This is a genomic window from Nocardioides sp. Z13_37, from assembly GCF_058355585.1.
Genome location: NZ_JBZGDV010000001.1, coordinates 126,921 through 150,760 on the forward strand (window position 1 = coordinate 126,921; position 23,840 = coordinate 150,760).

Consider the following 23,840-nt stretch of genomic DNA (forward strand, 5'->3'; position numbering starts at 1 on the left):
CCGTCGCTACCATGATGGCTGCTGTCCCTAGAGAGGTCCCTGCAACGCCATGACCAACACCCACGTCGACTACCAGCTGAGTCAGCTGGACCAGCTCGAGGCAGAGTCGATCCACATCTTCCGTGAGGTCGCCGCCGAGTTCGAGAAGCCGGTCCTGATGTTCTCCGGTGGCAAGGACTCGATCGTCATGCTCCGCCTGGCGGAGAAGGCGTTCTTCCCCGCGAAGCTGCCGTTCCCGCTGCTGCAGGTCGACACCGGCCTCGACTTCGACGAGGTGCTGTCCACGCGTGACTCCTGGGTCGACCGGCTCGGTGCCCGGCTGATCGTGGCCTCGGTCGAGGACGCGATCGCCGCCGGCCACGTGGTCGACGACGGCAAGACCAGCCGCAACCGTCAGCAGATCGGCGCGCTGCTGGCCGCGATCGAGGAGGGCGGCTTCACCGCCGCGTTCGGTGGCGGTCGCCGCGACGAGGAGAAGGCTCGCGCCAAGGAGCGCGTCTACTCCCACCGTGACGAGTTCGGGCAGTGGGACCCCAAGATGCAGCGTCCCGAGCTGTGGAGCCTCTACAACGGGCGCATCCACGCCGGTGAGCACATGCGGATCTTCCCGCTGTCCAACTGGACCGAGCTCGACATCTGGCACTACATCCACCGCGAGCAGATCGACATCCCCTCGATCTATTTCGCCCACGAGCGCGAGGTCATCCTGCGCGACGGGATGCTGCTCTCGCTCGGCCCCGAGATCCAGCCCAAGGACGGCGAGACGGTCGAGAAGAAGATGGTGCGCTTCCGCACCGTGGGCGACCGCACCCAGACCGGCTGCGTGGAGTCGGTGGCCACCGACACCGCGGCGATCATCGACGAGATCGCGATCGCCCGGGTCACCGAGCGCGGCGCGACGCGCGGTGACGACCGCTTCTCCGAGGCCGCCATGGAAGACCGCAAGAAGGAAGGCTACTTCTGATGGCCAGCACCACCTCCGACGCCCACACCGCAGCCCAGGGCGAGATGGACCTGCTCCGTTTCGCGACCGCCGGCTCGGTCGACGACGGGAAGTCCACCCTCATCGGGCGCCTGCTGCTCGACTCGAAGTCGATCTTCGAGGACCAACTCGAGGCGGTGGAGTCCACGTCGCAGTCCAAGGGCTACGACTACACCGACCTGGCGCTGCTGACCGACGGTCTGCGCTCCGAGCGCGAGCAGGGCATCACCATCGACGTGGCCTACCGCTACTTCGCGACCCCGACGCGCAAGTTCATCATCGCCGACACCCCGGGGCACATCCAGTACACCCGCAACATGGTCACCGGCGCCTCGACCGCCGACCTCGGCCTGGTGCTGGTCGACGCCCGCCAGGGCCTGACCGAGCAGTCGCGCCGCCACGCGGTGCTGCTCTCGCTGCTGCGCGTCCCGCACCTGGTGCTGGCGATCAACAAGATGGACCTCGTCGACTGGTCGCAGGAGGTCTACGAGAAGATCCACCGCGAGTTCACCCAGTTCGCCACCAAGCTCAACATCCCCGACCTCGAGGTCATCCCGATCTCGGCGCTGCAGGGCGACAACGTCGTCAACCGCTCCGAGAACACCCCGTGGTACTCCGGTCCCACGCTGATGCACCACCTCGAGCACGTCCACGTCGCCTCGGACCGCGACCTGGTCGACACCCGCTTCCCGGTGCAGTACGTCATCCGCCCCAAGTCCGACCAGTACCACGACTTCCGCGGCTACGCCGGCCAGGTCGCCGGTGGCGTGCTGAAGAAGGGCGACGAGATCGTCGTGCTGCCCAGCGGGATGACCTCGACCATCTCCAAGGTCGAGCTCTTCGACACCGAGATCCCCGAGGCGTTCCCGCCCATGTCGGTCACGATCCACCTCGAGGACGACGTCGACGTCTCCCGCGGTGACATGATCGCGCGTCCCAAGAACGCGCCCAAGCCCAGCCAGGACATCGACGCGATGATCTGCTGGATGACCAACGAGCCCCTGCGCCCGCGCCAGAAGCTCGCCATCAAGCACACCACCCGCACGGGCCGCGCGATGGTCAAGGACATCCAGTACCGCCTGGACGTCAACTCGCTGCACCGCGACCAGGAGGCCGGCGAGCTCGGGCTCAACGAGATCGGCCGCGTCCAGCTGCGCACCACCGTGCCGCTGCTGTGCGACCCCTACTCGAAGAACCGCACCACCGGCTCCTTCATCCTCATCGACGAGGCGACCGGCGTCACCGTCGGCGCGGGCATGATCAACAGCGCCAGCTGACCAGCCGCCGCTCCCGCGGGTCGACCTCCTTGCCGCTCGCCTCGACCATCCCCTCCCCTGCCGTCAACCCGAGCAGGAGGAAGGGGATGGAGGCGAGGGCGGGGAGTGGCTGGCCACCACGGTCCAGGCCCCGGCGAGCTGTGCGCCCAACGGCGCGGGCGACGTCAAGTGTGAGGCCACCTTCACGCCCGGCGACTTCGAGGTCGACAACCTGCTCAAGGTCGAGGTCACCTTCCTCGACGACGACGGGGTCCTGAGGAGCCTCAAGTCCCCGGCGACGACCGAGATGGTGGTCAACGTCCCGGACGCGCCGATCCCTCCGGTGCTCAGCACGCAGAGCCCGGTGGTCGGCCGGGCAGTCCACGCCTCGGGCCTCCAGGACGAGGACGGGCTGCGCGAGGCCGGCGAGGCCCTGACGTGGACCTGGCAGGTCTCCGAGACAGGCCGGGGCGGCTGGACCGACGTCGTCACGAACCCGTGGAACGTGACGGGCTTCGTCCCGCGTGCCGAGCACCTGGACCTGAACCTCCGGGTGGTCGTCGACTACACCGACGACCACGGTGCCACCGGCGAACCCGGTCGCGGGGACGTCCACGCCCAGCCCCCAGGCCCCGACGGCGCCCTTCAGCGACGTCGCGACCGTGGACGGTGACGGCGCGATCCGCGTGGCCTGGACTCCGCCGATCGATGACGGAGGAGCCGCGATCACCGGCTACACCGTCACGGTGTACGCCGACGGCGCGCTGCTCGAGACCCGAGCTGCGGGCCCGAACGCGATCAGCCTGGTGGTCGGCGGACTCGACACCAACCCGGTCATCGCCCAGCCGCCGGTGGCCCCGCGGCCCGTGGTGGTCCAGCCGCCGACCAGCGAGCCGGCCGTCCTCGCCCTCGCGGGACCGATCAAGATCGTCGGAGTGCGGAGCGTCGGAGGGCTCTTGCGGGTGAAGGTGCCGCGGGTGACCACCCCGGGCCCGTCGAAGGTGACGATCACCTGGAAGGTCAACGGCCGTCGGATCAAGAGTGCGACGGGCCAGACCTACCGGCCTAAGTCCGCTGACCGCGGCAAGAGGATCAAGGTGATCGTGCGGATCCGCAAGAGTGGGTTCGAGCCCGTGCGGCTCGTCTCCAAGCCCGTCAAGATCCGGCGGTAGCTCGTTGACCGGATGCGGCCCCACCAGCCCCCCGGTGGGGCCGCATCCCTGCGAACCCCGATGCTCCAGCCAGCGTCGCCTGGACCCCAACAGCGTCGACCGCCGGCTGCACCACGGCACCGCTGTTGTGCGACCCCTAGGTCGAGACCTGCTGTCCCGAATCGGAGAGCCGATGGACTGCGTCGCTTAGTTCAGGAGCATCGCAGGCGCTCGTGGATCCCCGTGCGCTCACCCTGGGTTATTGGTCCCAGCCGCAACCCGGGAAGTCGAGTGGCACCAAATCACGCCCGAGGACAGCACGTCACGGGGTGGGGCGACCCAAGGCGCGGCGAACCGCGAAGAGTTGGATGAGTTGGACGACGACGGGCGCACACGCCAATGCCGCCGTACACCCTGAGTAGGCTGCGACAACCACGACAACGATCCCGAGCGGGACGCTCCAAAGCCGTGCTCTGGTCAACATCTTGGCTCGGTCCACGGCGTAGAGGTACGACACCATTCCTTGTGTCAGCGCGCCTACGGCAACCGCCGCAGTGACTCCGACGAGATAGGGCTCAGCCCCCGCGTACTCGCTGCCCAGAACGATCGTCGCTAAGTAGGCGATGAGCGGGCTACTAATCAAGAGGAAACCAGCGACCGCGGCAAGGACCTTCAACGCTCTTCCGAAGATCCTGGGCCGATCGGACTCAGGAGCTTGGGCGAGTTCGGGTGTCAGAAGCGCCAGCACCGAACTTGTCAGGATGTTGAGCGGACTCGTCACGCGCGTGGCTGCAGAGTAGAGGCCCACCTGGACGGCGCTACTCGAAGCGAACCCCACGAAGACAAGGTCAGCGCCCTGCAACCCGACCAGCAATGTCGACGTCCAGTAATAGCGCGCGCGGGCCAACGCCTGACGCAACGGAATGGCGGCGCCACGGACCACTCTCGAGGAGAAGAGCGAGAAGAGGCCTGCCAGCACGCTGCCTGCCGACAGCCACCACCAGCGTGATGTCGGGTCCCAGAGGACTCCCACGGTGAGTGCGCCGACCGGAAGTATTCGTCGGGCCAGCATCACCCGGCTGGCGCGCCCCACCCGTTTGTGGCCGAAGTGCACCCCCTGCGCAACTTCGCTGAGCAGCTCAGCCCAAACCCAAGCGAACACGACCAGCGCCAACTGCCCCGGGACGCCGAGCGCGCACGCCACGACACACGCGACCGCACCTGAAGCCAACGCAGAGAAGGCGCGCAACCGGACCAGCGTATTGGCCACAGCGCGGTCCTCTGCGGAGGTGCCTAGCCGAAGCACTTGCGACGTCGAGCCCAGCCCACATACCACTCCGACCAGAGCGCCCACAGCAAGGGCCACCGCAAAGGGGCCGAAGAGCACCGGTCCTAGATCACGAGCCAACCACAGGAGGAGCAGGGCCTGTAGAACCGCCGCAACGACGCGTACTACAACGATGGACGAGAACCGCCTGAGCAATGGATCTACCGCCCCAGGTCGGGAAGGACCCAGCGCCTTCCCATGTCGAGATCAAGCTCCTTTGGCCAGTGCGAGAATCCCGCAGCTGGATACACGGTCAACTCCCCGAAGAACACCTCTTCTCCGATGAGGTACAGGTCGACGCGTACAAAGTCGTACCCAACCCCCAAGTGTTCTGCGTATTCGCGCATGCGTCTCGCGTGTCGGCCTGCTGGGGGGCCGAAGTTCCCTTGCGGCCATGAATAGGTGTAAGGGAGAACTTGCCAGTCGCGGTCGAACAGAACTCTCGTGTGCTGTTCGGACCGCCCTCTGTCCACCTGCACCATGGCCACCTCGCCGTCGAAGACAAAGAACTTGTAGTCATCAGGCGCCACCGACTCCAAGTCAGAAGGCAGCCGTTCCTCTAAGATGTACTCTCGTCGCACCTGGGAATAGGCCCAGAGCCGATTGTTCTCCCATTCCGCGTCGCGCAACCAAGTCTCGATGTCTGCGGGGAGCATGTCGGACTCGACCCGTCCCTCGCCGAACAGCAAGCACCCTGACCGGTGGCTGGCCTTGAGCACCCACGGACCATCTAGGTCCAGGGCAAGTAGTTCCGCGATGTCCTCACCATGCCAAAGTGTCTTCGGTTGCCCGAGCGCGGGCAGAACTTGAGCGACGTAGCTCTTGGATTCAACCTTGCTGGATGCCACGACGAGCCAGTCACGGCGATCCCTTGCGGCCCTCCACTGCAACTTCTCGTTGAAGGTGCGCGGGGCGCGAAGATTGTAGAAGCGGCCGTAATTCACGAGAAACATCAACTGGCGGCCCACCCTTGGGAGCCGGATGACGAATCGACGCACTCGGCGTTTGATCGCCAGTAGCAGGGGGCCCATAACCATTCTCCTTGATCGGTCGATCTAATGGCGTCACCGGCTCGTCCGGAGCGTCAAGGACGTAGGCGAGCAGGAGAACACCCAGAAGTCCAACGAATGGTCCAGTTGGCTCAAGCAAGATCCAAACGATGAACACGCTGACCAGGGCGATCACTGGCCTATCGCTATTTCTTTCCCGTAGCGCAGCCATACCCATGGCGCCAGTGACGATCAGGATGCAGAGGGCAGGCAGGAGTCCGCCTGCTACTCCGAACGTCAGGAGGGCGACGTGGGGGGTCGAACCGTACTGTTCGCTGAACGCAGGGAGGCTCATGCCCACGAGCGGGTTCGACACGAACTCCTCGATACTCGCCACTAACAGTTCTCCGCGCCCGCTCGTCACTCCTGATGAGTCGGTCGTTGAAACGAATCGGTTCAAAGTAGAGAAGTTCAGGGAACTGGCCATCAGATAATAGCCGCCGACCGCGCCGACGAGTATGAACCCTAGGGTGCTTTTGCGGAAACGCTTGCTTAGCACCAGCACCACTCCCAGCGCCACAGCCAGCGCCACCAAACCGCCGCGGCCGCCACAGACCAAAAGACCCACAACGATCACAGCCTGCGCCGGAACACGGAACACCATCTTGGGTATCAATGAGGCAAGAACGAACGCGACGGCCAGCTCGTACGAAACCAAGGGCGCATTCGCCCCGAGACCTACATGCCGGTCATATCCGACGAAAGCGTTGGACACGAATGGGATGGGAACGCCCAAGCTTTGGGCAATGATGATCGCACCATTGGCAACTGATGCGCAGACGTATCCTGTCCACAAATGGGTAGTAACTAGTCCCCGCGATCGCAACAGGTAGACGACTGCGGTCGCCAACCCCATCACAGAGGCCGTGAACAGCGAAGGCGATTCGGAACGGCTCCACGCTAGAGCGCCCAACCACAGCGCGACCACGAACAGAAGGATCTCGTGCTGCAGTAGGCTCTTCCGACCAGAAATAGCACTGCACTTGACGATGAGCGCCGCCGCCAGCCCATACCGCACCAGATCAAGAGAACGTTCAGGAACTCCCGCCAATTGATGGATGGGGAGCAGAAGCCCAAACACGAAGAGTGTTGTAGGGACCTTGGCCGTTGTCAGCGCTAGCAATCCAACAAAAGCCACGGCCACCAGCATTGCTGGCGTTGGGTCTTCCCTGGTGGAGACGAATGCGACAAGACCGCTTAATGGAACAAGCATCGCGGAGACCGCGATACGGGGCGACATGGCGTTCATCGGGCCGCTTTCCTTCGCGGCCAGCTGAGGTAGAAGCGGTTCCTCTGATCGACGATCGCACGGACAATTGCGGCAGCCTGCGCCTCTGGAGACCAGTTGTTGCTGGCCGTCGCCTTGATGTTGCGCTCGAGTCCACCGCCCTCAGCGGCGGCTCGACGAATCCAGTGCGCACACACCGCAGCAAAGACGCCTGGCTCTACGTCGTCGACGAGTGTGCCTGTCTCCCCGTCCGCGATGGCCTCAAATTCAGGCATCTGCCGATACGGGTCGCGGAGAGTGACTACCGGCGTTCCCTCATTCAGACTTTGAAGCACAGTTAGTCCGGCCGCCATCGGCAGCAGAGTCACGTCCAACCGGCGGTACGCCTTCTCCAGACCCTCAACAGAGTAGACCGCACCGGGGAGGTACAGATCCACTCCGACTTCTGCTGCATGACGCATTAGCCGCTCGCGTTCCGGGCCCTCGCCAACGATGAGGCAGCACGCGTCCAGCCCATATGTCCGATTCAGCTCGGCAACGGTGTCGATGACTAGGTCCAGCCCCTTGTTGGCCGACAGCCGAACTACGGCGCCGACGACAGGTCGCCCTGGCTCGGGGAGTTGCTCGTCAGTCAGCGCGTTGCCAGCGGCGTCAGAACGTGATGCGTAGCTGTTGTAGATGACATGCATTCGCTCTCGCGGGAACCCGGCAGCCACGCCAATGTCCTGTCCCGTTCGACCGTAGAGGAGCAACGTGTCGGCGAGTCGATAGAACGCGTGTCTGACCACGCGGCGGAGGCCGGTCTCGGGCTTGTGCCACCCGATGGTCCAGAAGTAGACGCTCCGTCCACGCACCTTGCTCCAGAGCGCGCTCGTCCACGTGGACAGATAGGCGAAGTCGCCGAGGTAGATCACCGCGTCCGGCTTGAACCGGTTCAGCTCACGATCCAGCCCTCGCTGCCAGAGGAACGGGCCGATCCAGCGATTACGTACCGTCGCCTCCCGCCGAAAGGAGCCAGGGGGCGTGACGGCGATGGAGCCGTCTCTCGACTGACCACCAGTGACAAAGAGCACGTCCGCGATGCGCACGTCCATCTCGCTGAACACGCCGTAGCGGTAGTGCGGCAGATGCGGATATACCACCGCCACGCGCCGGTTGAGTGCCTCCGGTTTCACGGCCGACCAAGCCTCTCGGCTGCGACTCGAGGCACGACCGGCCCGTCGAGCATCTGTTGATGTTCGGCCTGCCCGGCGGCGTCGAAGCGCTGACGGATAATCCCTGCCGGGACGCCCGCCACGACGCTGTACGGAGGTACGTCTTTGGTCACGACCGCCCGCGCGGCCACGATCGCGCCGTCGCCGATCGACACGCCGCGTCGAAGCAAGGCACCGCGGCCCAGCCAGACGTCACGCCCGATCACGGTCTCTTGCTGCGGGGGACGGCCCGTGAACTGCATCGGTTGGCCGACGACGTCCCAGATGTGGTCGTCACCGACAACGGTCACCTCGGCTGCCAGCATCGAGTAGCGACCGATCGAGACCTGCGGGTCTAGGTGCACCCGGGCGCCGACGAACACCCACTCCTCGGTCGTGAGGTCGCGGCTGACGCGCGCCGACGAATGAACGTAGGTGGTCGGATGCACGCAGCTGAGGCGCTTACGCACGCGGATGGAGTTGCGACGGAAGCTGCTGAGGACTGCGTAGGCCGTGGTCCCCCGGCTGATAGTCATCACTGGCCGCCCCGGATGCCGGACCACTGGTGGTGGCGGCTCGCCGTCGACGCGATGAAACGGACAACGCGATTGCTCGTGTCGCTGATCTCATAACCGGCCGGCTGTGAGGTATCGACAGGCCCGTCGGCGATCGCCAGGGCAACGCCACGGACGACATCGTCCCGATTCAGGCCGGTCATGACGATCGAGCCGCTGTCCAGCGCTTCAGGTCGCTCGATCGAGTCACGCAGGGTGATCGCCGGGAAGCCAAGGATGGAGGACTCCTCCGCGATAGTGCCCGAGTCCGACAGCACGCATGCGGCCCCGAGCTGGAGCTTGTTGTAGTCATGGAAGCCAAACGGCTGCATGAAGTCGATGCCGCTCAGATCGAGGTCGCTGTCCAGCGCGTCGAGATGCCTCCTGGTCCGCGGGTGCGTGGACACCACGATGCGCTTGCCGAACTGCTCGCGAACGGCCACCAGACAGTCGAGGAGCATCTGCAGACGCTCGGGTAGATCGACGTTCTCCTCGCGGTGTGCGCTGACCAAGAAGTACTCACCAGACTCGAGCTCGAGCTGCTCAAGTGCATCCGAGGTGTTGATCTGGTCGCGGAACGTCTCCAGTACCTCACGCATCGGCGAGCCGGTGACAAGAACTCGACGCGGCTGCAGTCCCTCGGCGAGGAGGTTGCGTCGTGCGTGCTCGGTGTAGGCGAGGTTGAAGTCGGCAACGTGGTCAACGAGTCGCCGGTTCGTCTCCTCGGGGACGTTCTCGTCGAAGCAGCGGTTTCCGGCTTCCATGTGGTAGGTCGGGATCCGCATCCGCTTGGCCATGACGGTGGCAATGGCGGAGTTGGTGTCGCCGAGCACGAGGAATGCGTCGGGCTTCTCCGCCAGTAGCACCTTCTCCGTGCCCAGGAGAACGCCGCCCAGGACCGCGCCGAGGCTGCTCGTGTCCACGCCCAGGTAGTGGTCAGGTGCCCGCAGCCCAAGATCGTCGAAGAAGACCTGGTTGAGCGAGTGGTCGTAGTTCTGGCCCGTGTGGACCAGGACGTGTTCGATGCCGGGAGTCCTGTCCAGACGGTCGATGACGCGCGCGAGCCGGATGATTTCGGGGCGGGTCCCCACGACTGTCATGACCTTCACGCCGGTGCCTCCTGAGTGATCGTCTCCGGGAACTGATCCGGATTGTCCGGGTCGAGAAGCTGGTCCGACCAGAACAGGGTGATCAGGTCGCTGTCTCCGACGTTGCGGATGTTGTGGACCCACAAGGTGGGCATGTCGATGATGTGCGGCTCTCCACCACTCACGCGAAAGGTGACGATGTCGTTGTGGAGGAGGCGTCGGAGCTGGATCTCCGCCTCGCCTTGGATGACGGCGAATCGTTCCACCTTGTGCAGGTGGTAGTGCTCGCCGCGCTTCTGCCCCGGACGAGTCGTCGAGGCGTACGCCATGCCGAAGCCGCCGTGGGTTCGGACGGTCTCGAACAGGTCACCGCGGGCGTCTGAGTGCACCGTCGGGCGGAGCGGCCACATGTCGGGGAAGGCGGCGGCGCGGTAGGTGTTGAACAGGTTGCGCTTCAGCGGCGTGGAGATGTCTGGGATCTGACCCTCTACGGCGTAGAGCCGATGGATCTCTTCGAACGTGGCGAGGACGCCACTGATGTGGACCGGGTGTCCCGCGACGCCAGACCGCACGTCGGTGCCGATGGCTTCGATCAGGGCGGCCGCGGCGTCCTGCGCGTGCAGGAGGTGGATCTCGCGGTCACCCGTGACCTCCGGCCGTCGCCCGGCGATCACCTCGTGGACGAAGGTCGCGACGAAGGAGTTGTAACCCGGTCGACCGTGCTCGCCAAAGAGGTTGGGAAGCAGTAGGTCGGCGAAGCGCCCCCCAGAGGCACGCGCGGCCGATGAGAGCAGCTCAGATGCGCGGCGCTTTCCTCGTCCGTATGCGTTCTCGAGCTCGGCCTGCACAGAGTTGGCGAAGACGACGTCCACGGGACGGCCCAGCTGCTCGAGTGCGACCGCCAACGTCTCGGCGATCTCCACGTTGCCATTCTCGACTGCGTCGTCGGTAGCGGCGCGGTTTACGCCAGCGACGTGAATCACGGCGTCCGAGTGGCTGAGGCGTTCAGCGAGCGTCGAGCTGTCAGCGAAGTCAGCGCGGCCGATCCGTATCGGCTCCGCCCCATGGAGTGCGCGGAGCCGACAGGCCGTGTGCCAGCCCAGGAAGCCATGAGCCCCTGTGACGGCGACCTTCACGACGTCAGCTCCTGCGCGCGCCCAGCTGCGACCATCTCGTCCTGGATCGGCTTGAGCTGAAGCAGCAGCTTCTTCACACCCTCGACGTCCAGACGCGTGGTGTTGTGCGAGGTGTAGTCGTGGTCGACCACTTTCGCCTCGCCTTCATCGAAGTAGAGCTCGTACTCGAGCGAGCGCGCGTCAAGAGGCACGCGGTAGTAGTTCCCCTGGTCGTGCGAGCGTTGCAGCTCTTCACGGCTCAGGAGCGACTCGTAGAGCTTCTCCCCGTGGCGCGTCCCGATGATTTTGATCTGCGGGTCGTCGTCCCCGAAGAGCGAGGCCACGGCGCGCGCCAGCACTTCGACGGTCGCAGCAGGCGCCTTGTAGACGAACAGGTCGCCTGGCTTCGCGTGGTCGAACGCGTACTGAACCAGGTCGACGGACTCGTCCAGCGACATGAGGAAGCGGGTCATGGTCGGGTCAGTGATCGTGAGCGGCGTTCCCTGCTTGAGCTGCTGCACGAAGACCGGGATGACGGAGCCACGGCTGTACATGACGTTCCCGTACCGGGTCACCGACACTGTGGTGCCGCTCGCGCGCCGGTTACGGGCATGCGCCTGGGCGACCTTCTCCATCATCGCCTTCGAGATGCCCATGGCGTTGATCGGGTAGACGGCCTTGTCCGTGCTCAGGCACACCACCGACCTCACGCCGGCGCGCTCCGCGGCACGGATGACGTTGTCGCTGCCCATGACGTTGGTCTCGACAGCCTGCTGCGGGAAGAACTCGCAGCTCGGCACCTGCTTGAGAGCGGCAGCGTGGAAGACGTGCTCCACACCGTCCATCGCGTCCTCGACGCTGCGTGGATCACGGACGTCCCCGAGATGGAGCTTGAGGCGACCGTCGGAGAACTCGCGCCTCATCGCGTCCTGCTTCGACTCGTCGCGGCTCAGGACTCGGATCTCGTCGATTCCGGTCTCCAGTAGCCGGCGCACCATTGTTGAACCGAACGAGCCGGTCCCCCCAGTCACCAGGATGGGGCCGCGGGTTTCCGCTCGCGCAGCGGCTACTTGTCCTGTGTTGTTCAACATTCTTCCGTTCCTTGACGTGCGAACGGAGCGAGAGTTCTGGCCCACCGCTCCGTGTTGACTGAGTCCTGCATGTGCAAGCGGTAGTACGCCGCGCCGTTGGATCCCATTTCTTCGAGCTTCGTCGTCGACAGTCCCGCCATCCGCCCGATGGCCTCTTGGGCTTCGCTCACGTCTCCCGGCGTGGACACGATTCCGCATCGCGCGTCTTTCACCACGCGCGCGACATCGCCGGAGGCGAGGGCCAGCAAGGGCTCGCCGGCAGCCATGATCCCTTGGAGCTTGCTGGGGATGGTCGATTCGAAGAGCGGATTGTCGGCCAACGAGAGCACTTGAACGTCGGCCATGGTCATCAGCCCTGGGACTGCCTCGCGCGGCTGCGGGTCCACGAAGTGCACGACTCCGCGCGCGACGGTGTCGGCCAGATCCCGAAGACGACCCTTCTCGACGCCGTCGCCCACGAGAACGAGGTGGCAATCGCGCTCGCAGGCGGAGCTTCCCACGGCGCGAACCAACACGTCCAAGGCCTGAGCCGCCCCGTGATTGCCGGCATACATGAGGACGAACGCCTCAGGTCCAATCCCTAGGCTCTCGCGCGAGACGCTGGACTTGACCTCGTTGACGGCGGCGTCGACCGCGTTGTAGATCAGCGTGATCTTGGACCTCGGAACGCCGCGGTCCGCGAGAAGCTCAACCATTCCGGGAGCGATGACCACCACGTGTGACGATGCGTTGTAGGCGGCACCGACGAACTTCGTCAGCGCCCACTTGGCCACGCGTCCCAACCTTCCGGGCAAGAACCCCGATGAGAACACCGAGTCCGGCCAGACGTCCTGGACCAGCAACACGAAAGGCGTGCCGAGTAGACGGCGCGCGATCATCGCCGGCAGGGCCGCCGTTGCCGGTGACGCGTACACAACTGCTACTCGTGCGTTGCGGAAGTGCCGCAGGGAAACAACGGAGGCCGAGATGGCCCATGACACATAGTTGAGGATCCGTCGAGCTGCACTGGCATCGTGGCTGGGGTACAGCGGCGACCTGTGGACGCGCACACCGTCCACGAACTCCGACATGACGGAAGTCGCGCGGTAGCCGTCCGCAACGGTGCCGGAAGGATAGTTCGGAATACCAGTGACGACCTCGGTGTCGAATCCCGCCTGACGGAGCACACGGGCGACCCGAGCCGCTTGGGCAGCGGGCTCCGGGGGGAACCACTGCGTGACGAGCAGCGCGCGGTTGCTCGAAGCCGATCGCCCTCGAGGCGACTTCAGTAGCGCCTTCATTCGCTTGGCCTTCCTCACAGCTCGACCACGTCGATTGACTTCGCGCCGACGAAGCGATGGCTCGACTCGACGCGGAACGGCCGATCATCGCCGTTGGTCATCGACCACACGGCTGCAGCCGCTTCGTAGCCCGCCTTCGCGCTGAAGGCGAAGCCCCCACCGAATCGCGGGTTCACGTCTACGACACGGAGTCGGTCGCCGTCGACGAAGAGATCGAGGTCGACGTTCCCGAGGTGATCAATCCCTCGAAAGGCATCCAGCACCGGCGTGACGTCGAAGGGAAGATCGGTTGACGGGATGACCTCCGCGGCGTCCGTCTCGCCTCCGCGCATGCGAATCTTGCGCTTGGCGCTGACACCACGTATCTCGCCATCGCCCCAGATGAAGAAGTCGAGATTCCACTCGCTCCCACCGACAAGTGGCTGGGCAACCAGGTCCTGAGACAGCACTCGTTGCGCCTCTCCCCTGGCCAGCCCGACCTGCAACCCGGACGACCCTGATCCGAGGCGCTCCTTGACGACCCACAGGTCGACGTCCGCCGGCAGGCGGTCGGTCATGGTGAAGGTCGGGATCGCCAGGCCGGGGGCCGACGCCTTCAGGAACTTGGCAAGCTCAGCCTTGTCAAGAAGCGTCGTCGCAATCGATGGGCTGGGGCCAATCCACCGAGTACCTCCGGCGGCGAGGCGGTCGCGTAGGCGGCTGACCCTGATCGCCTGGTAGTCGTGCAGGCTCAGAACTGCATCGACGTTGCGCGAAGCGCACGTGCCGATGAGCCAGTCGTCTACATCGCCTTCCGGTTCCTGGATCGCTTCCACACCGTCCAACGCGAGTCCAGGTGTCAGGAGGTCGCTGTCGGCAGCGAGCACGCGATCTGCCGAGCCACCAGCGCCCAGCAGCTCCTGGAGGACGTAGCGTCTGCGCCCAGCGGCCAGAACGAGCAGATTACCCATGCCACTCGCCCCGCCCGGACACATAATCGGCCGCCAGCAACCCATGGACATATCTGTCGACCAGCCGACCCTGGTGCGCGGAATGCTGTCGCAGGCAGCCCTCTTGGACGAAGCCCTGGCGCTCGTAGAACCTTCGGGCGCCCGCATTCTGCTCAAGGGTGTAGAGGAACAACCGGTTCAGCTGGCGGTCGCCGAAGGCCCACACGCAGAGGCGTTGCAGGGCAACAGAGCCGAACCCGCGGCCCTGCGACGCGACGCCACCGAACATGTAGAGCTCGCCACGCCTCGCCGTCTCATCGATGCCCGTGACGCCGCACATGACAAGCGGGGATCCGAACTTGTCTTCCAGGACGAAATCCTGGCGCGACGTGTCGTCAAGCACACGCGTACACCACGCAGCCGTCGTCTCCTCGGAGATGACGCCTTCCACCGGGACTCCAGCCAGAACCTCAGGTTGATTGAGCCACTGCGAGCGAGCTCGGACGTGGCGAGGAGAGAAGGTGGTCCACACAAGATCATCCATCAAGGCGCTTCAACAGTCCTAGGTCGTCTACCAGTGCGGTATTTCGATCAGCCTGGAATCCGGAACCGCGCAGCAACACCCCGATTGTCTTCACCACGATCGTGAGGTCGAGCTGCAGACTCCGCTTGCGCACGTACTCCAGGTCGGCGGCCAGGCGGGCCGACCAGGGTAGGTCGTTACGTCCTCGCACCTGCGCCAACCCGGTGAGCCCCGGCGTCACATCGAACCTGCCCTCGAACTCCGGCGGCAGGTTCGCACCGACCTCCGGCAGCATCGCGCGCGGACCGATCAGCGCCATGTCACCGCGAACGACGTTCAGCAGCTGCGGAAGCTCGTCCAGGCTGGACTTACGAAGGAAGTGCCCAGTCCGAGTCAACCTGCTGGCGCTCGGATCGTCGACCAGAAGTCGATCAGCATCAGTCACCATCGTCCGGAGCTTGAGGATCTCAAAGCTCTGTCGATGGCGACCTAGCCGCTCTTGCTTGAACAGGACGGGGGGTCCGTCGACGATCCTGATGACTGCGGCGCATGCGGCGAGGACGGGCGACAGCAGCAGCGACGCAATTGCCGCGATCAATCTCTGCAACGGATACGACAATTTCAGGAACTGCCCTTCTGATCTCCGCGCATTGCTTCATCAAGGGCCTGCGCTATGCGGCTGAACTGGTGCTGGGTCATTGCCGACCCGGCGGGCAGGGTCAACCCGTGCGCGAAGAGTCGCTCGGAGGTCCCGTCGAGCGCGCCGCGCAGTCCCTCGGAGACCGGCTGCACGTGCATCGGCTTCCAGACCGGGCGCGTCTCGACGTCGGCGCGGTCGAGCGCTGCGGACAGGTCGGCCGCCGACCACGCCGACTCGTCGGGGTCAACCACGATCGCCGTGAGCCAGCAGTTGTCGCCGGCGTCGTCGGCGCCACCGAGGATGGAGACGCCGGGCTGGTCGGCGAAGAGCGCACGGTAGCGCTCGCGCCACCCACGACGGCGGGCCAGCATGTCGTCGAGGCGCACGAGCTGCGCCCGACCCATCGCAGCCAGGATGTTGGACAGCCGGTAGTTGTAGCCGACCTCCGTGTGCTCGTAGTGCGGTACCGGCTCCCGCGCCTGGGTGGAGAGCTTGCGGACGTGTGCGGCAAGGGCAGCGTCGTTGGTCAGGAGCATGCCGCCGCCCGACGTCGTCATGATCTTGTTGCCGTTGAACGAGACGACGGACGCGTCACCGAAGGACCCGGCCGGCGTGCCGCGGTAGGTGGCACCGAACGACTCGGCGGCGTCGCACAGCAGCCGGGCGCCGGCGTCGACCGCGACCTCGCCGATGGCGGCGTAGTCGACGCACTTGCCGAGCATGTCGACCGGCACGATGACGGGGACGCTTCGCCCCTCGGACCGGAGCTGGTCCACGGCACGCTGCAGGAGCACCGGGCTCATGTTGCCGCTCTCGTCGCAGTCGACGAAGAACGGCTCCGCGCCGACGTAGCGGATGGCGTTGACCGTCGCGGCGAAGGTGAAGGTCGACACGGGCACGACGTCGCCTGGGCCGACGCCCCACGAGACGAGGGCGAGGTGCAGCGCCCCCGTGCCTGACGCCAGGCCCACCGCGTGGCCGACGCCCACGCGAGCGGCGACCTCGTCCTCGAAGGCGTCGAGGTCTGGACCGGCAGGGGCCACCCAACCCGAGCGCATGGCCCGCATGACGTAGTCCTGCTCCAGCTCGCCCACGTCGGGCGGGGACAGGAGGATGCGGGACCGCGCCTCGACGTCGACGCTCATGATGCCTTCTCCCGCTCGACGTGCTGGGCGAGCGCGAGCTCGGCCTGCGGAGCGTGCACCCAGTCCTCGAAGGCCTGGAGCAGGCCGAGGTGGTGGGCACCGAGGTCGAAGGACCGCACGACGTCCGCGGACAACGGGTCGACGTGCGCGTGGGAGACCAGCGGGTGCTTGGAGCGCTCGTCGCTCTCGGACGCGCCGAAGAGCTCCTCGTGGAGCTTCTCGCCCTCGCGGAGGCCGGTGTAGACGATCTCGATGCTCTTGCCCGACATCGCGATGAGCTGCTGGGCCATGTCGACGATCCTCACCGGCTCGCCCATGTCGAGGATCATCACCTCGCCGTCCTCGCCGATGGCGCCTGCCTGGATCACGAGCTGCACCGCCTCCTCCACCGTCATGAAGTAGCGCGTGACCTCGGGGTGGACGACCGTCACCGGGCCGCCCGCCTCGATCTGCGCGGTGAAGGTGTGCAGCACCGATCCGCGCGAGCCGAGGACGTTGCCGAAGCGGACGCTGAGGTAGGCACCGTCGGCCCGTCGGGCCATGTCGGCGGTCAGGCGCTCGGCGGCGCGCTTGGAGTAGCCCAGGACGCTCGTCGGGTCGGCGGCCTTGTCGGTGGAGATGTTGACGAAGGTGGTCACCCCGACGGCGGCCGCGGCCTCGAGGACGTTGGCCGTGCCCAGCACGTTGGTCTTCATCGCCTCGTGCGGATACTGCTCGAGCATCGGCAGGTGCTTGAGGGCCGCGGCGTGGAAGACGACCTCGGGGCGGCGATCCTCGAAGAGGCGTCGGAGCGCGACCGCGTCACGGATGTCGTTGAGCACCACGTCGGAGCTGTCGAGCAGCGCCCGGCCATGGATGGACAGCTGTACGCCGTGCAGCGCCGACTCGTCGCGGTCGAGCATGATCAGCTCCGCAGGGTCGAAGCGGTGGAGCTGGCGGCACAGCTCGGAGCCGATCGAGCCGCCGGCTCCCGTGACGAGCACCCGCTTGCCGGCGACGTAGCCAGCGATCGAGCGGAGATCGATCTCGACGGCGGCGCGACCGAGCAGGTCGCGCAGGTCGACGTCGCGGACGTCGCGAACGTCGGCCGTGCTGGCGAAGGTCTCGGCGAAGGACGGCAGCACCTTGGCGGTGATTCCGAGCTCGGTGCACCGGTCGACCACGGCCTTGATCAGGTCCTTGCTGGCGCTCGGGATGGCGACGACCACCGTCGTCGCCCCGGTCGCGCGCACGACGCACTCGAGGTCGACCACCCCACCGAGCACCGGGACGCCGAAGTGCCGGCGCTTGCGCATCCAGGGGTCGTCGTCGAGGAAGCCGACCGGCACCAGCCCGGCCTCGGGGTGCGAACGCATCGAGTGCACCAACCGGGCGCCGCTGGCGCCCGCACCGACGACGAGGGCGGCGTGCCCGTTCCCCGCGGCGACCGGGGCGAGCCGCTGCGTCAGGCGTCGCCAGGTCGCCCGGGCCGTGAGCATGACCGTCAGGCCGAGGAAGGTCGCGGTCACCGGCAGGCTGCGGGCGACCCACTGCGGGTCGACCCAGGCGTTGGCCACGAAGACCAGTCCGCCGGCGGCGAACGCTGCGGCGCTGAGCACCAGCGTCTCCTCGTTGGTGGCGACGCCCACCCGACCGAGGTAGACGCGCCCGAGCATCCCGAAGAGCCAGTGCAGCCCGATGGCGGCGGCCGCCACGAGCGCGGTGTTGCTCCAGATGTCCTCCGGCACGGCGTCGTAGCGCACGACGACGCCGAAGAAGTAGGCCGCTGCGAGTGCCAGCGCGTCGAGCGCCAGGAGCATCGCCGTACGCCGACCGCGCACGGCTGACTCCAGTCCGGTCACAGTCATGGACATCTCCCCGGGATCACTGTGTGCCTCGTCGTGACAGGCTGCCGCCGTTGAGCAGTGGCCGGCTCACGTTTTCGTCGTCCTCACGCGTCATCACCGCTCGCGCACGGCGCCGGGACGAACTGCTTGCCGCCCCCGCGCTGGACGCCCGGGGTGCTGATCAGCTCGACGCCTCCGGAGTGGCCGGCCCCCGACGTCGCGCGCCAGGTCAGCGTGACCACGTCGCCGGGCTCGAGGAGGATCGGCACCGAGACGATCGGGCGTCCCTCGAAGGTGCGGTTGGTGCCCTTCGACGCCACCCCGTTGACGACGACGTCGGTGATCGTGCCGCCGGAGGGCGCGACCAGGTCGAAGACGTTGAGGTGGTCGCCGCGGGCGACGCCGTAGTCGCCCGAGCCGGTGACCGTGTGGGGCAGCGACGCGGCGTCGGCGGGCGCGCTGGAGTGGATGCGGAGCGAGCCGCTGAAGCCGATCACGCCGGAGGCGCACGAGACGCTGCTGATCCGGGCGTCGTAGTCGAGGAAGTAGCCCATCTTGGACCCGGTGGCGTCGTTGACGTAGACACCGGCCTGGGCGGCCCCGCTCGACCCGCTCGGGAAGGCACCGGCCACCCGGGTGCCCTCGAGCCGGTCCTGCTCCGCGCCGTCGGAGGAGTGCACGAGCAGGCGCCCCTCGGTGGCGCCACGCGACAGCGCCGCGACCAGGGCGGTCGGACTCGTGCGTGGGTCGAGGAACCGGTCGAAGGTGGTGGTGAGCGCCTCGGCGAAGAAGGCGTCCTCGGCCGCAGGGTCGTCCCGGTAGCGCAGGTAGGGCTGGTGGAGGATCTCGTCGACGAAGGTGCTGGACGTCAGACGGCGGTCGTCGACCGTGATCGGACCAGTGGCCTCCAGCAGGTAGGACAGGGCGACCGGGTCGACCGAGAGGACCCCATCGACCTCCCGCCCGGTCTCGAGCGCCCAGCGCGCCGCCATCAGGGTGCTCGCGCGGTGGAAGTCGGGGATGAAGACGGCGTCCTGGAACCACCTGCCGGGCTGGTCGAACCAGATCCGGCGCTCCTGCGCGGTGAGCGGCAGGACGGACCTGTCGAGCTCGCCGAACGCGCTCGCCGCGGCCATGGGTCCGAGCGTGACGACGCCGTCGTCGGCGCGCAGCAGGGCCATCAGGCCGGGCATGCCACCCAGCGAGCGGGGCTCGGCGTTGTTCTGGAAGACGAGGAGGTAGTCACGGGCGCCGTCACCGCCGAGCATGGTCGGCAGCAGTTGCGCCGCCCGGGTCGCGCCGTCGAGCGTGTCGGCGCCGTCCTCGACCTGACGGATGAGCGCCTCGACCTGCGGCCGGAGCTCGCGCACCAGTCCCCCGACCTCGATGTCGTCGAGCTCAGCCCGGGCCGCGGCGAAGCCGTCACGCGCTTCAGCGAGGGGCCGGGCCGCGCGGGCGATCCGGCCCACTGGGACGCGACCGTGGCGGGGGGCGAACGTCTCGGCGCTGACCCCGCTCTCCACCAGCGGCCCGGCTCCCCGCCGGGCCACGACGTCGACGGCTCGCGAGACACGGGCGGCCGCCTCGAAGTCGTCGCCGAGGCCCGGCAGGGCGCTCAGCACCCGCCACGTCAGACCGGACGTGCGCTCGGACGCCGCGCCGGCATGCGACTGGAGCGACTCGACGACCGCCGGGGCGTCGTCCGCGTCGCCCGTCAACGCAGCGGGCAGCGCCACCGCGTCGGCCCGGGCGGTGGTCAGGTCCCGCTGGACCTGCCAGACCGTCCACCCTGTCCAGAGGGCAGCGCCGAGCAGCGCGACCAGAGCGGTCCCGAGAGGCCAGCGCCACCGGCGCCAGGCAGTGCGCTCCGCGCGCTCGCGTGTGGTCTTGGCCACCGTGCATCTACCCCGTCATGACGTGCGGCCGAGCGGATCGGCCAGCGGCAGGAGTCGGTCGTGAGACGTGCAGCGTGCGGGTCAGAAGCGCTTGCGCACCTTGATCTTGGAGGTCGAGGCAGAGCAGTCGCGGAAGACCGACGTGCGGCTCGTGGCCGTCTCGAACCTCACGTAGTAGTTGCCCTTGCGAGCGAGGCGGATGGCCTTGACGGTCGACTGCTTCTTGCCGTTGCTGCGGAAGGACCCCTTCTCGACCCGGCCGCCGCCCTGGCGGGTGACGACGTAGTTCACCCGGCCCTTCGGGGTGAGGTTGCCCTCGGCGGTCCACTTGAACTTCACCTTGACGCGACCGCCGATGCCGACCTTGGTGTCGGCGGCGACCGCCACGCACTGGGTGTCGATCGAGCGCGGGTAGGGATCAGCCTGCGCGGCGGGCGCCACGAGCATCGAGGCGACGGCCGCGAACGTGGTGGCTGAGGCAACTGCTGTCAGCTTCTTCATGGATGGACCTTCCGAGGAGTGTGAGTGGGACCGACCATGTGTGCGATCCGAGCTGGCCACGACCGGGAGCACCCGGCGGAGGCAGCGAGAGAAAGGTAACGGCAAATCCACAGAATAGTAAACAGACAGTAACAACGCCGAGTTGCTCAGTAGAGCGTTCGTGGCCGAGACTGGCCGCTCCATCTCACTTCGGGGGACCAACGCCGTGGAACTGTCCGACTACCTGCGCATCCTGCGCCGCCGCTGGCGGCTCGTCCTCGCCACGCTCGCGATCGTGCTGGCCGGGGCGGCGCTCGCGACGTGGCGGACGACCCCGCAATACCAGTCGACGACGCAGCTCTTCATCTCCACCAGCGCCTCGTCCTCGGCCGAGGCCTACCAGGGCAACCTCTTCAGCAGTCAGCGCCTGTCGTCCTACGCCGACCTGGCGACCGGCACCGAGCTCGCCACCCGGGTAGGGGCCGTCACCGGCAGCGACCTGGCACCCGGGGAGCTGGCCGCCAAGGTGACCGCGCAGGCCTCCCCCGAGACCGTCCTGCTCAACATCTCGGTCACCGACCCCGACCCCGTCGTCGCCCAGCAGTTGACCCAGACCTACGGCGAGGAGCTCGTCGCCCTCCTCGCCGAGCTGGAGACCCCGCCCGGGCAGAACCGCCCGGTCCTCAAGGGCACCGTCGTCGACGCGGCATCGCTCCCGGGCGGCCCGATCTCGCCCAACCCGGTGCGCAACCTGGGCCTCGCCCTCGTGCTCGGCCTGCTCCTCGGCGTCGGCCTCGCTGTCGTGCGCGAGCTGCTCGACACCAGCACCAAGTCGGCCGACGACGTGACCACCGCGCTGCGGGCGCCGATCCTCGGCACCTTCGCCTTCGACAGCGAAGTCGGCAAGCGGCCGCTGCTGACCGAGCTCGCGTCGCACGAGCCGCGCGCGGAGGCCTTCCGGGTGCTGCGCACCAACCTGTCCTTCGTCGACGTCGACGCCGCGTCCAAGGCGTTCGTCGTGACCAGCGCGCTGCCCGGCGAGGGCAAGTCGACGACGGCGGTCAACACCGCCCTCGCCCTCCAGCAGGCGGGCGCGCGCACACTGCTGATCGACGGCGACCTGCGTCGCCCACAGGCTGCCGAGCTGCTGGGCCTCGACGGCACGATCGGCCTCACCACCGCGCTCGTCGGCAGGGTCACCGCGACCGACGTCATCCTCACCCACGGCTCCGGGCTCCATGTGCTGGCGTCCGGCGCCGTCCCGCCCAATCCCTCGGAGCTGCTCCAGTCCCAGGCGATGGCCTCTCTGCTCCGCGAGCTCAGGGCCGCCTTCGACGTCATCATCATCGACGCACCGCCGCTGCTGCCGGTCACCGATGCCGCCCTCATCGCCTCGCAGGTCGACGGCGCCGTGGTCGTCGTACGCCACGGCAAGACCGCCCGTGAGCAGCTCGCCGCCGCGCGCGAGCGCCTCGACGCGGTCGGCGCCCGCACGCTCGGTGCCGTCTTCAACATGGTGCCGCGCAAGGGCCGGGGCGACTACGGCTCGGGCTACGGGTATGGCTACGGTTACGGCTACGCACCCGACGAGGTGCCCGCGGAGGCCCGAGGGGGCGCAGTCTCGGGCACTTGACAAGGTGTCTTTGCCGCAATGGACACCATGCTGGCAAGTCGTGCCTCACAATGTCCGGATGGATCAGCGTCACGCCGAGTTGCTCGAGCAGGCCGACCGTGAGGACCTGGGCCGCCGGTTGCGGGCGGCACGGCTCGCCCGTGGCCTCACCCAAGGCGACGTCGCCGACGGCATCATGTCGGTGGCATACCTCTCGCGCATCGAAGCCGGCCGTCGCGGCCCCACCCTCGCGTCCTTGACCGCGCTGGCCGAGCGTCTGGGCGCCAACATCGAGTCCCTGCTGGGCGAGCCCGACCGCAACCTCGTCGACGAGATCCGGCTCGCGCTCGACTACGCGGAGCTGTCGCTCGAGTCGGGCCAGCCGGCCGACGCCGAGCAGCACCTCCAGGCCGCGCTGACCCAGCTCGGGGGGGTTCGGATCGACGGGATGCGCGAGCGCGCCCGCCTCCTTCACGCGCGTGCCCTCGAGGCCACCCAACGCGTGGACGACGCGATCGTGGAGCTCGAGGGGCTCATCGGCGACGACCGGGTCAACGGGATGACCCGCATCAAGGCCGGCATCGCCCTGAGCCGCATCTATCGCGAGTCCGGCGACCTCGGTCGTGCGATCGAGTGCGGCGAGCGGGTGATGGCCCACATCGAGGAGGCCCGCCTCGAGTCGTGCGACGAGGCCGTCCAGCTCGCCGTCACCGTGGCCGCCGCCCACTTCGAGCGCGGCGACACCGGCCACGCCGTACGCATGTGCAGAAAGGCCATCACGCGCGCCGAGTCGCTCGGGTCGGCGCGCGCACGGGCCTCGGCCTACTGGAACGCCAGCGCCATGCAGGCGCGGCGCGGTGACGTCGCCGCTGCCGTCCCGCTCGCCGAGCGGGCGCTCGCGCTCCTGGGCGAGGGCCAGGACGCGCGCAACCTCGCGCGGCTGCGCACCGAGGTCGGCCGGCTCCAGCTCGAGCTCGACCCGCCTGCCATCGATGAGGCACGCCACAACCTCGAACAGGCAGCCGCCGAGCTCGAGTGGAGCAGCGGCACGCCCGTCGACCGGGCCTGGACGCTGCTCGGGCTGGCCCGGGTGGCCTTCCTCGCCGGCGACCGGGGCGAGTGTCGCGAGCTGATCGACCAGGTGCACCTCACCGCCGACGGACATGCCCCGCTGGCCGAGGCCGAGGCCCTCGTCCTCGAGGGCCGCACGTTCGCGGGCGAGGGCGACGCCGACCGGGCAGCGCTCGCCTACCAGAAGGCTGTGCACCGGCTCTCGGCCATCGGGGCCGACCAGAGCGCGGCGCAGCTGTGGTTCGACCTGGCCGACCTGTTCACCGGCCTCGGCCTGGCTGAGGCGGCACTCGACGCCTACCGCCGCGCTGGAGTGTCGACCGGACTGCGGGCGCGCGTGACGTCCACCGCGCTCGCCCGCAGCTGACTCCTGGCCTGGTCGGTGCCAGGAGCTGGTCGGACCAG

Annotated in this window: 21 protein-coding genes and 1 pseudogene; 6 read left to right on the forward strand and 16 right to left on the reverse strand. The window is 67.3% G+C overall.

Annotated features, from left to right (window positions below; translation table 11 throughout):
• The first annotated feature begins 49 nt into the window (after positions 1-49).
• The 4 genes from cysD (at position 50) to AC4H2S_RS00640 (ending at position 3,410) form a co-directional block, all read left to right on the forward strand.
• Positions 50-964, forward strand: a complete 915-nt coding sequence (cysD, locus tag AC4H2S_RS00625) for a sulfate adenylyltransferase subunit CysD (RefSeq protein ID WP_491495024.1) — start codon at positions 50-52, stop codon at positions 962-964.
• Complete coding sequence (cysN, locus tag AC4H2S_RS00630; RefSeq protein ID WP_491495025.1) at positions 964-2,259, forward strand: sulfate adenylyltransferase subunit CysN; 1,296 nt, start codon at positions 964-966, stop codon at positions 2,257-2,259. The genes cysD and cysN overlap by 1 nt, the downstream gene beginning before the upstream one ends.
• 322 nt (positions 2,260-2,581) lie before the next feature.
• A complete protein-coding gene (locus AC4H2S_RS00635; RefSeq protein WP_491495026.1) occupies positions 2,582-2,911 on the forward strand; it encodes a hypothetical protein in 330 nt (109 codons plus the stop codon).
• Positions 2,901-3,410 carry a hypothetical protein gene (locus tag AC4H2S_RS00640; RefSeq protein WP_491495027.1) on the forward strand — a complete coding sequence of 170 codons (510 nt, stop codon included), beginning with the start codon at positions 2,901-2,903 and terminating at the stop codon, positions 3,408-3,410. Before AC4H2S_RS00635 ends, AC4H2S_RS00640 begins: the two co-directional genes overlap by 11 nt.
• Before the next feature lie 301 nt (positions 3,411-3,711).
• On the opposite strand, the gene AC4H2S_RS00645 is transcribed toward AC4H2S_RS00640, so the two are convergent.
• From AC4H2S_RS00645 to AC4H2S_RS00720, 16 genes and pseudogenes are all read right to left on the reverse strand, one after another.
• Positions 3,712-4,659 carry a lipopolysaccharide biosynthesis protein gene (locus AC4H2S_RS00645; RefSeq protein ID WP_491495028.1) on the reverse strand — a complete coding sequence of 316 codons (948 nt, stop codon included), beginning with the start codon at positions 4,657-4,659 and terminating at the stop codon, positions 3,712-3,714.
• Between the two features lie 218 nt (positions 4,660-4,877).
• Positions 4,878-5,564 (reverse strand): ATP-grasp fold amidoligase family protein, encoded by a 687-nt coding sequence (locus AC4H2S_RS00650; protein ID WP_491495029.1) that lies wholly within the window; start codon positions 5,562-5,564, stop codon positions 4,878-4,880.
• A 10-nt stretch (positions 5,565-5,574) separates the two neighbouring features.
• Positions 5,575-7,014 (reverse strand): O-antigen ligase family protein, encoded by a 1,440-nt coding sequence (locus AC4H2S_RS00655; protein WP_491495030.1) that lies wholly within the window; start codon positions 7,012-7,014, stop codon positions 5,575-5,577.
• On the reverse strand, positions 7,011-8,168 hold the full coding sequence (locus AC4H2S_RS00660) for a glycosyltransferase (RefSeq protein WP_491495031.1): 1,158 nt from the start codon (positions 8,166-8,168) through the stop codon (positions 7,011-7,013). Before AC4H2S_RS00660 ends, AC4H2S_RS00655 begins: the two co-directional genes overlap by 4 nt.
• Positions 8,165-8,410 (reverse strand): annotated as a pseudogene (locus tag AC4H2S_RS00665) (LbetaH domain-containing protein); the annotation flags it as partial. The pseudogene AC4H2S_RS00665 and the gene AC4H2S_RS00660, both read right to left, overlap by 4 nt.
• 311 nt (positions 8,411-8,721) lie before the next feature.
• A complete protein-coding gene (wecB, locus tag AC4H2S_RS00670) occupies positions 8,722-9,840 on the reverse strand; it encodes a non-hydrolyzing UDP-N-acetylglucosamine 2-epimerase (RefSeq protein WP_491495832.1) in 1,119 nt (372 codons plus the stop codon).
• A 5-nt stretch (positions 9,841-9,845) separates the two neighbouring features.
• Positions 9,846-10,964 carry a polysaccharide biosynthesis C-terminal domain-containing protein gene (locus AC4H2S_RS00675; RefSeq protein WP_491495032.1) on the reverse strand — a complete coding sequence of 373 codons (1,119 nt, stop codon included), beginning with the start codon at positions 10,962-10,964 and terminating at the stop codon, positions 9,846-9,848.
• On the reverse strand, positions 10,961-12,034 hold the full coding sequence (locus tag AC4H2S_RS00680) for a polysaccharide biosynthesis protein (RefSeq protein ID WP_491495033.1): 1,074 nt from the start codon (positions 12,032-12,034) through the stop codon (positions 10,961-10,963). Before AC4H2S_RS00680 ends, AC4H2S_RS00675 begins: the two co-directional genes overlap by 4 nt.
• On the reverse strand, positions 12,028-13,314 hold the full coding sequence (locus AC4H2S_RS00685; protein WP_491495034.1) for a glycosyltransferase family 4 protein: 1,287 nt from the start codon (positions 13,312-13,314) through the stop codon (positions 12,028-12,030). The genes AC4H2S_RS00680 and AC4H2S_RS00685 overlap by 7 nt, the downstream gene beginning before the upstream one ends.
• Before the next feature lie 14 nt (positions 13,315-13,328).
• The gene (locus AC4H2S_RS00690; protein ID WP_491495035.1) at positions 13,329-14,264 is read right to left on the reverse strand and encodes an ATP-grasp domain-containing protein; all 936 of its coding nucleotides are present in this window, start codon (positions 14,262-14,264) and stop codon (positions 13,329-13,331) included.
• Positions 14,257-14,787 carry a GNAT family N-acetyltransferase gene (locus tag AC4H2S_RS00695; RefSeq protein ID WP_491495036.1) on the reverse strand — a complete coding sequence of 177 codons (531 nt, stop codon included), beginning with the start codon at positions 14,785-14,787 and terminating at the stop codon, positions 14,257-14,259. The genes AC4H2S_RS00690 and AC4H2S_RS00695 overlap by 8 nt, the downstream gene beginning before the upstream one ends.
• A complete protein-coding gene (locus AC4H2S_RS00700; RefSeq protein ID WP_491495037.1) occupies positions 14,780-15,364 on the reverse strand; it encodes a sugar transferase in 585 nt (194 codons plus the stop codon). Before AC4H2S_RS00700 ends, AC4H2S_RS00695 begins: the two co-directional genes overlap by 8 nt.
• 23 nt (positions 15,365-15,387) lie before the next feature.
• Positions 15,388-16,551 (reverse strand): DegT/DnrJ/EryC1/StrS family aminotransferase, encoded by a 1,164-nt coding sequence (locus AC4H2S_RS00705; protein WP_491495038.1) that lies wholly within the window; start codon positions 16,549-16,551, stop codon positions 15,388-15,390.
• Positions 16,548-18,398 (reverse strand): polysaccharide biosynthesis protein, encoded by a 1,851-nt coding sequence (locus tag AC4H2S_RS00710; protein WP_491495039.1) that lies wholly within the window; start codon positions 18,396-18,398, stop codon positions 16,548-16,550. The genes AC4H2S_RS00705 and AC4H2S_RS00710 overlap by 4 nt, the downstream gene beginning before the upstream one ends.
• Before the next feature lie 83 nt (positions 18,399-18,481).
• On the reverse strand, positions 18,482-20,272 hold the full coding sequence (locus AC4H2S_RS00715) for a DUF4012 domain-containing protein (protein ID WP_491495040.1): 1,791 nt from the start codon (positions 20,270-20,272) through the stop codon (positions 18,482-18,484).
• An 81-nt stretch (positions 20,273-20,353) separates the two neighbouring features.
• Positions 20,354-20,773 (reverse strand): hypothetical protein, encoded by a 420-nt coding sequence (locus AC4H2S_RS00720; protein ID WP_491495041.1) that lies wholly within the window; start codon positions 20,771-20,773, stop codon positions 20,354-20,356.
• A 205-nt stretch (positions 20,774-20,978) separates the two neighbouring features.
• On the opposite strand from AC4H2S_RS00720, the gene AC4H2S_RS00725 reads away from it, so the two are divergent.
• On the forward strand, positions 20,979-22,385 hold the full coding sequence (locus tag AC4H2S_RS00725) for a tyrosine-protein kinase domain-containing protein (RefSeq protein ID WP_491495042.1): 1,407 nt from the start codon (positions 20,979-20,981) through the stop codon (positions 22,383-22,385).
• Positions 22,386-22,443: 58 nt separating this feature from the next.
• Positions 22,444-23,802 (forward strand): helix-turn-helix domain-containing protein, encoded by a 1,359-nt coding sequence (locus tag AC4H2S_RS00730; RefSeq protein WP_491495043.1) that lies wholly within the window; start codon positions 22,444-22,446, stop codon positions 23,800-23,802.
• The last annotated feature ends 38 nt before the right edge of the window (positions 23,803-23,840 follow it).

Coding starts and splice junctions, on each gene's coding strand:
- cysD (WP_491495024.1), top strand. CDS start 50: ATGACCAACACCCACGTCGACTACCAGCTGAGTCAGCTGGACCAGCTC.
- cysN (WP_491495025.1), top strand. CDS start 964: ATGGCCAGCACCACCTCCGACGCCCACACCGCAGCCCAGGGCGAGATG.
- AC4H2S_RS00655 (WP_491495030.1), bottom strand. CDS start 7,014: ATGAACGCCATGTCGCCCCGTATCGCGGTCTCCGCGATGCTTGTTCCA.
- wecB (WP_491495832.1), bottom strand. CDS start 9,840: ATGACAGTCGTGGGGACCCGCCCCGAAATCATCCGGCTCGCGCGCGTC.
- AC4H2S_RS00680 (WP_491495033.1), bottom strand. CDS start 12,034: ATGTTGAACAACACAGGACAAGTAGCCGCTGCGCGAGCGGAAACCCGC.
- AC4H2S_RS00685 (WP_491495034.1), bottom strand. CDS start 13,314: ATGAAGGCGCTACTGAAGTCGCCTCGAGGGCGATCGGCTTCGAGCAAC.
- AC4H2S_RS00690 (WP_491495035.1), bottom strand. CDS start 14,264: ATGGGTAATCTGCTCGTTCTGGCCGCTGGGCGCAGACGCTACGTCCTC.
- AC4H2S_RS00695 (WP_491495036.1), bottom strand. CDS start 14,787: ATGGATGATCTTGTGTGGACCACCTTCTCTCCTCGCCACGTCCGAGCT.
- AC4H2S_RS00705 (WP_491495038.1), bottom strand. CDS start 16,551: ATGAGCGTCGACGTCGAGGCGCGGTCCCGCATCCTCCTGTCCCCGCCC.
- AC4H2S_RS00710 (WP_491495039.1), bottom strand. CDS start 18,398: ATGACTGTGACCGGACTGGAGTCAGCCGTGCGCGGTCGGCGTACGGCG.
- AC4H2S_RS00720 (WP_491495041.1), bottom strand. CDS start 20,773: ATGAAGAAGCTGACAGCAGTTGCCTCAGCCACCACGTTCGCGGCCGTC.
- AC4H2S_RS00730 (WP_491495043.1), top strand. CDS start 22,444: ATGGATCAGCGTCACGCCGAGTTGCTCGAGCAGGCCGACCGTGAGGAC.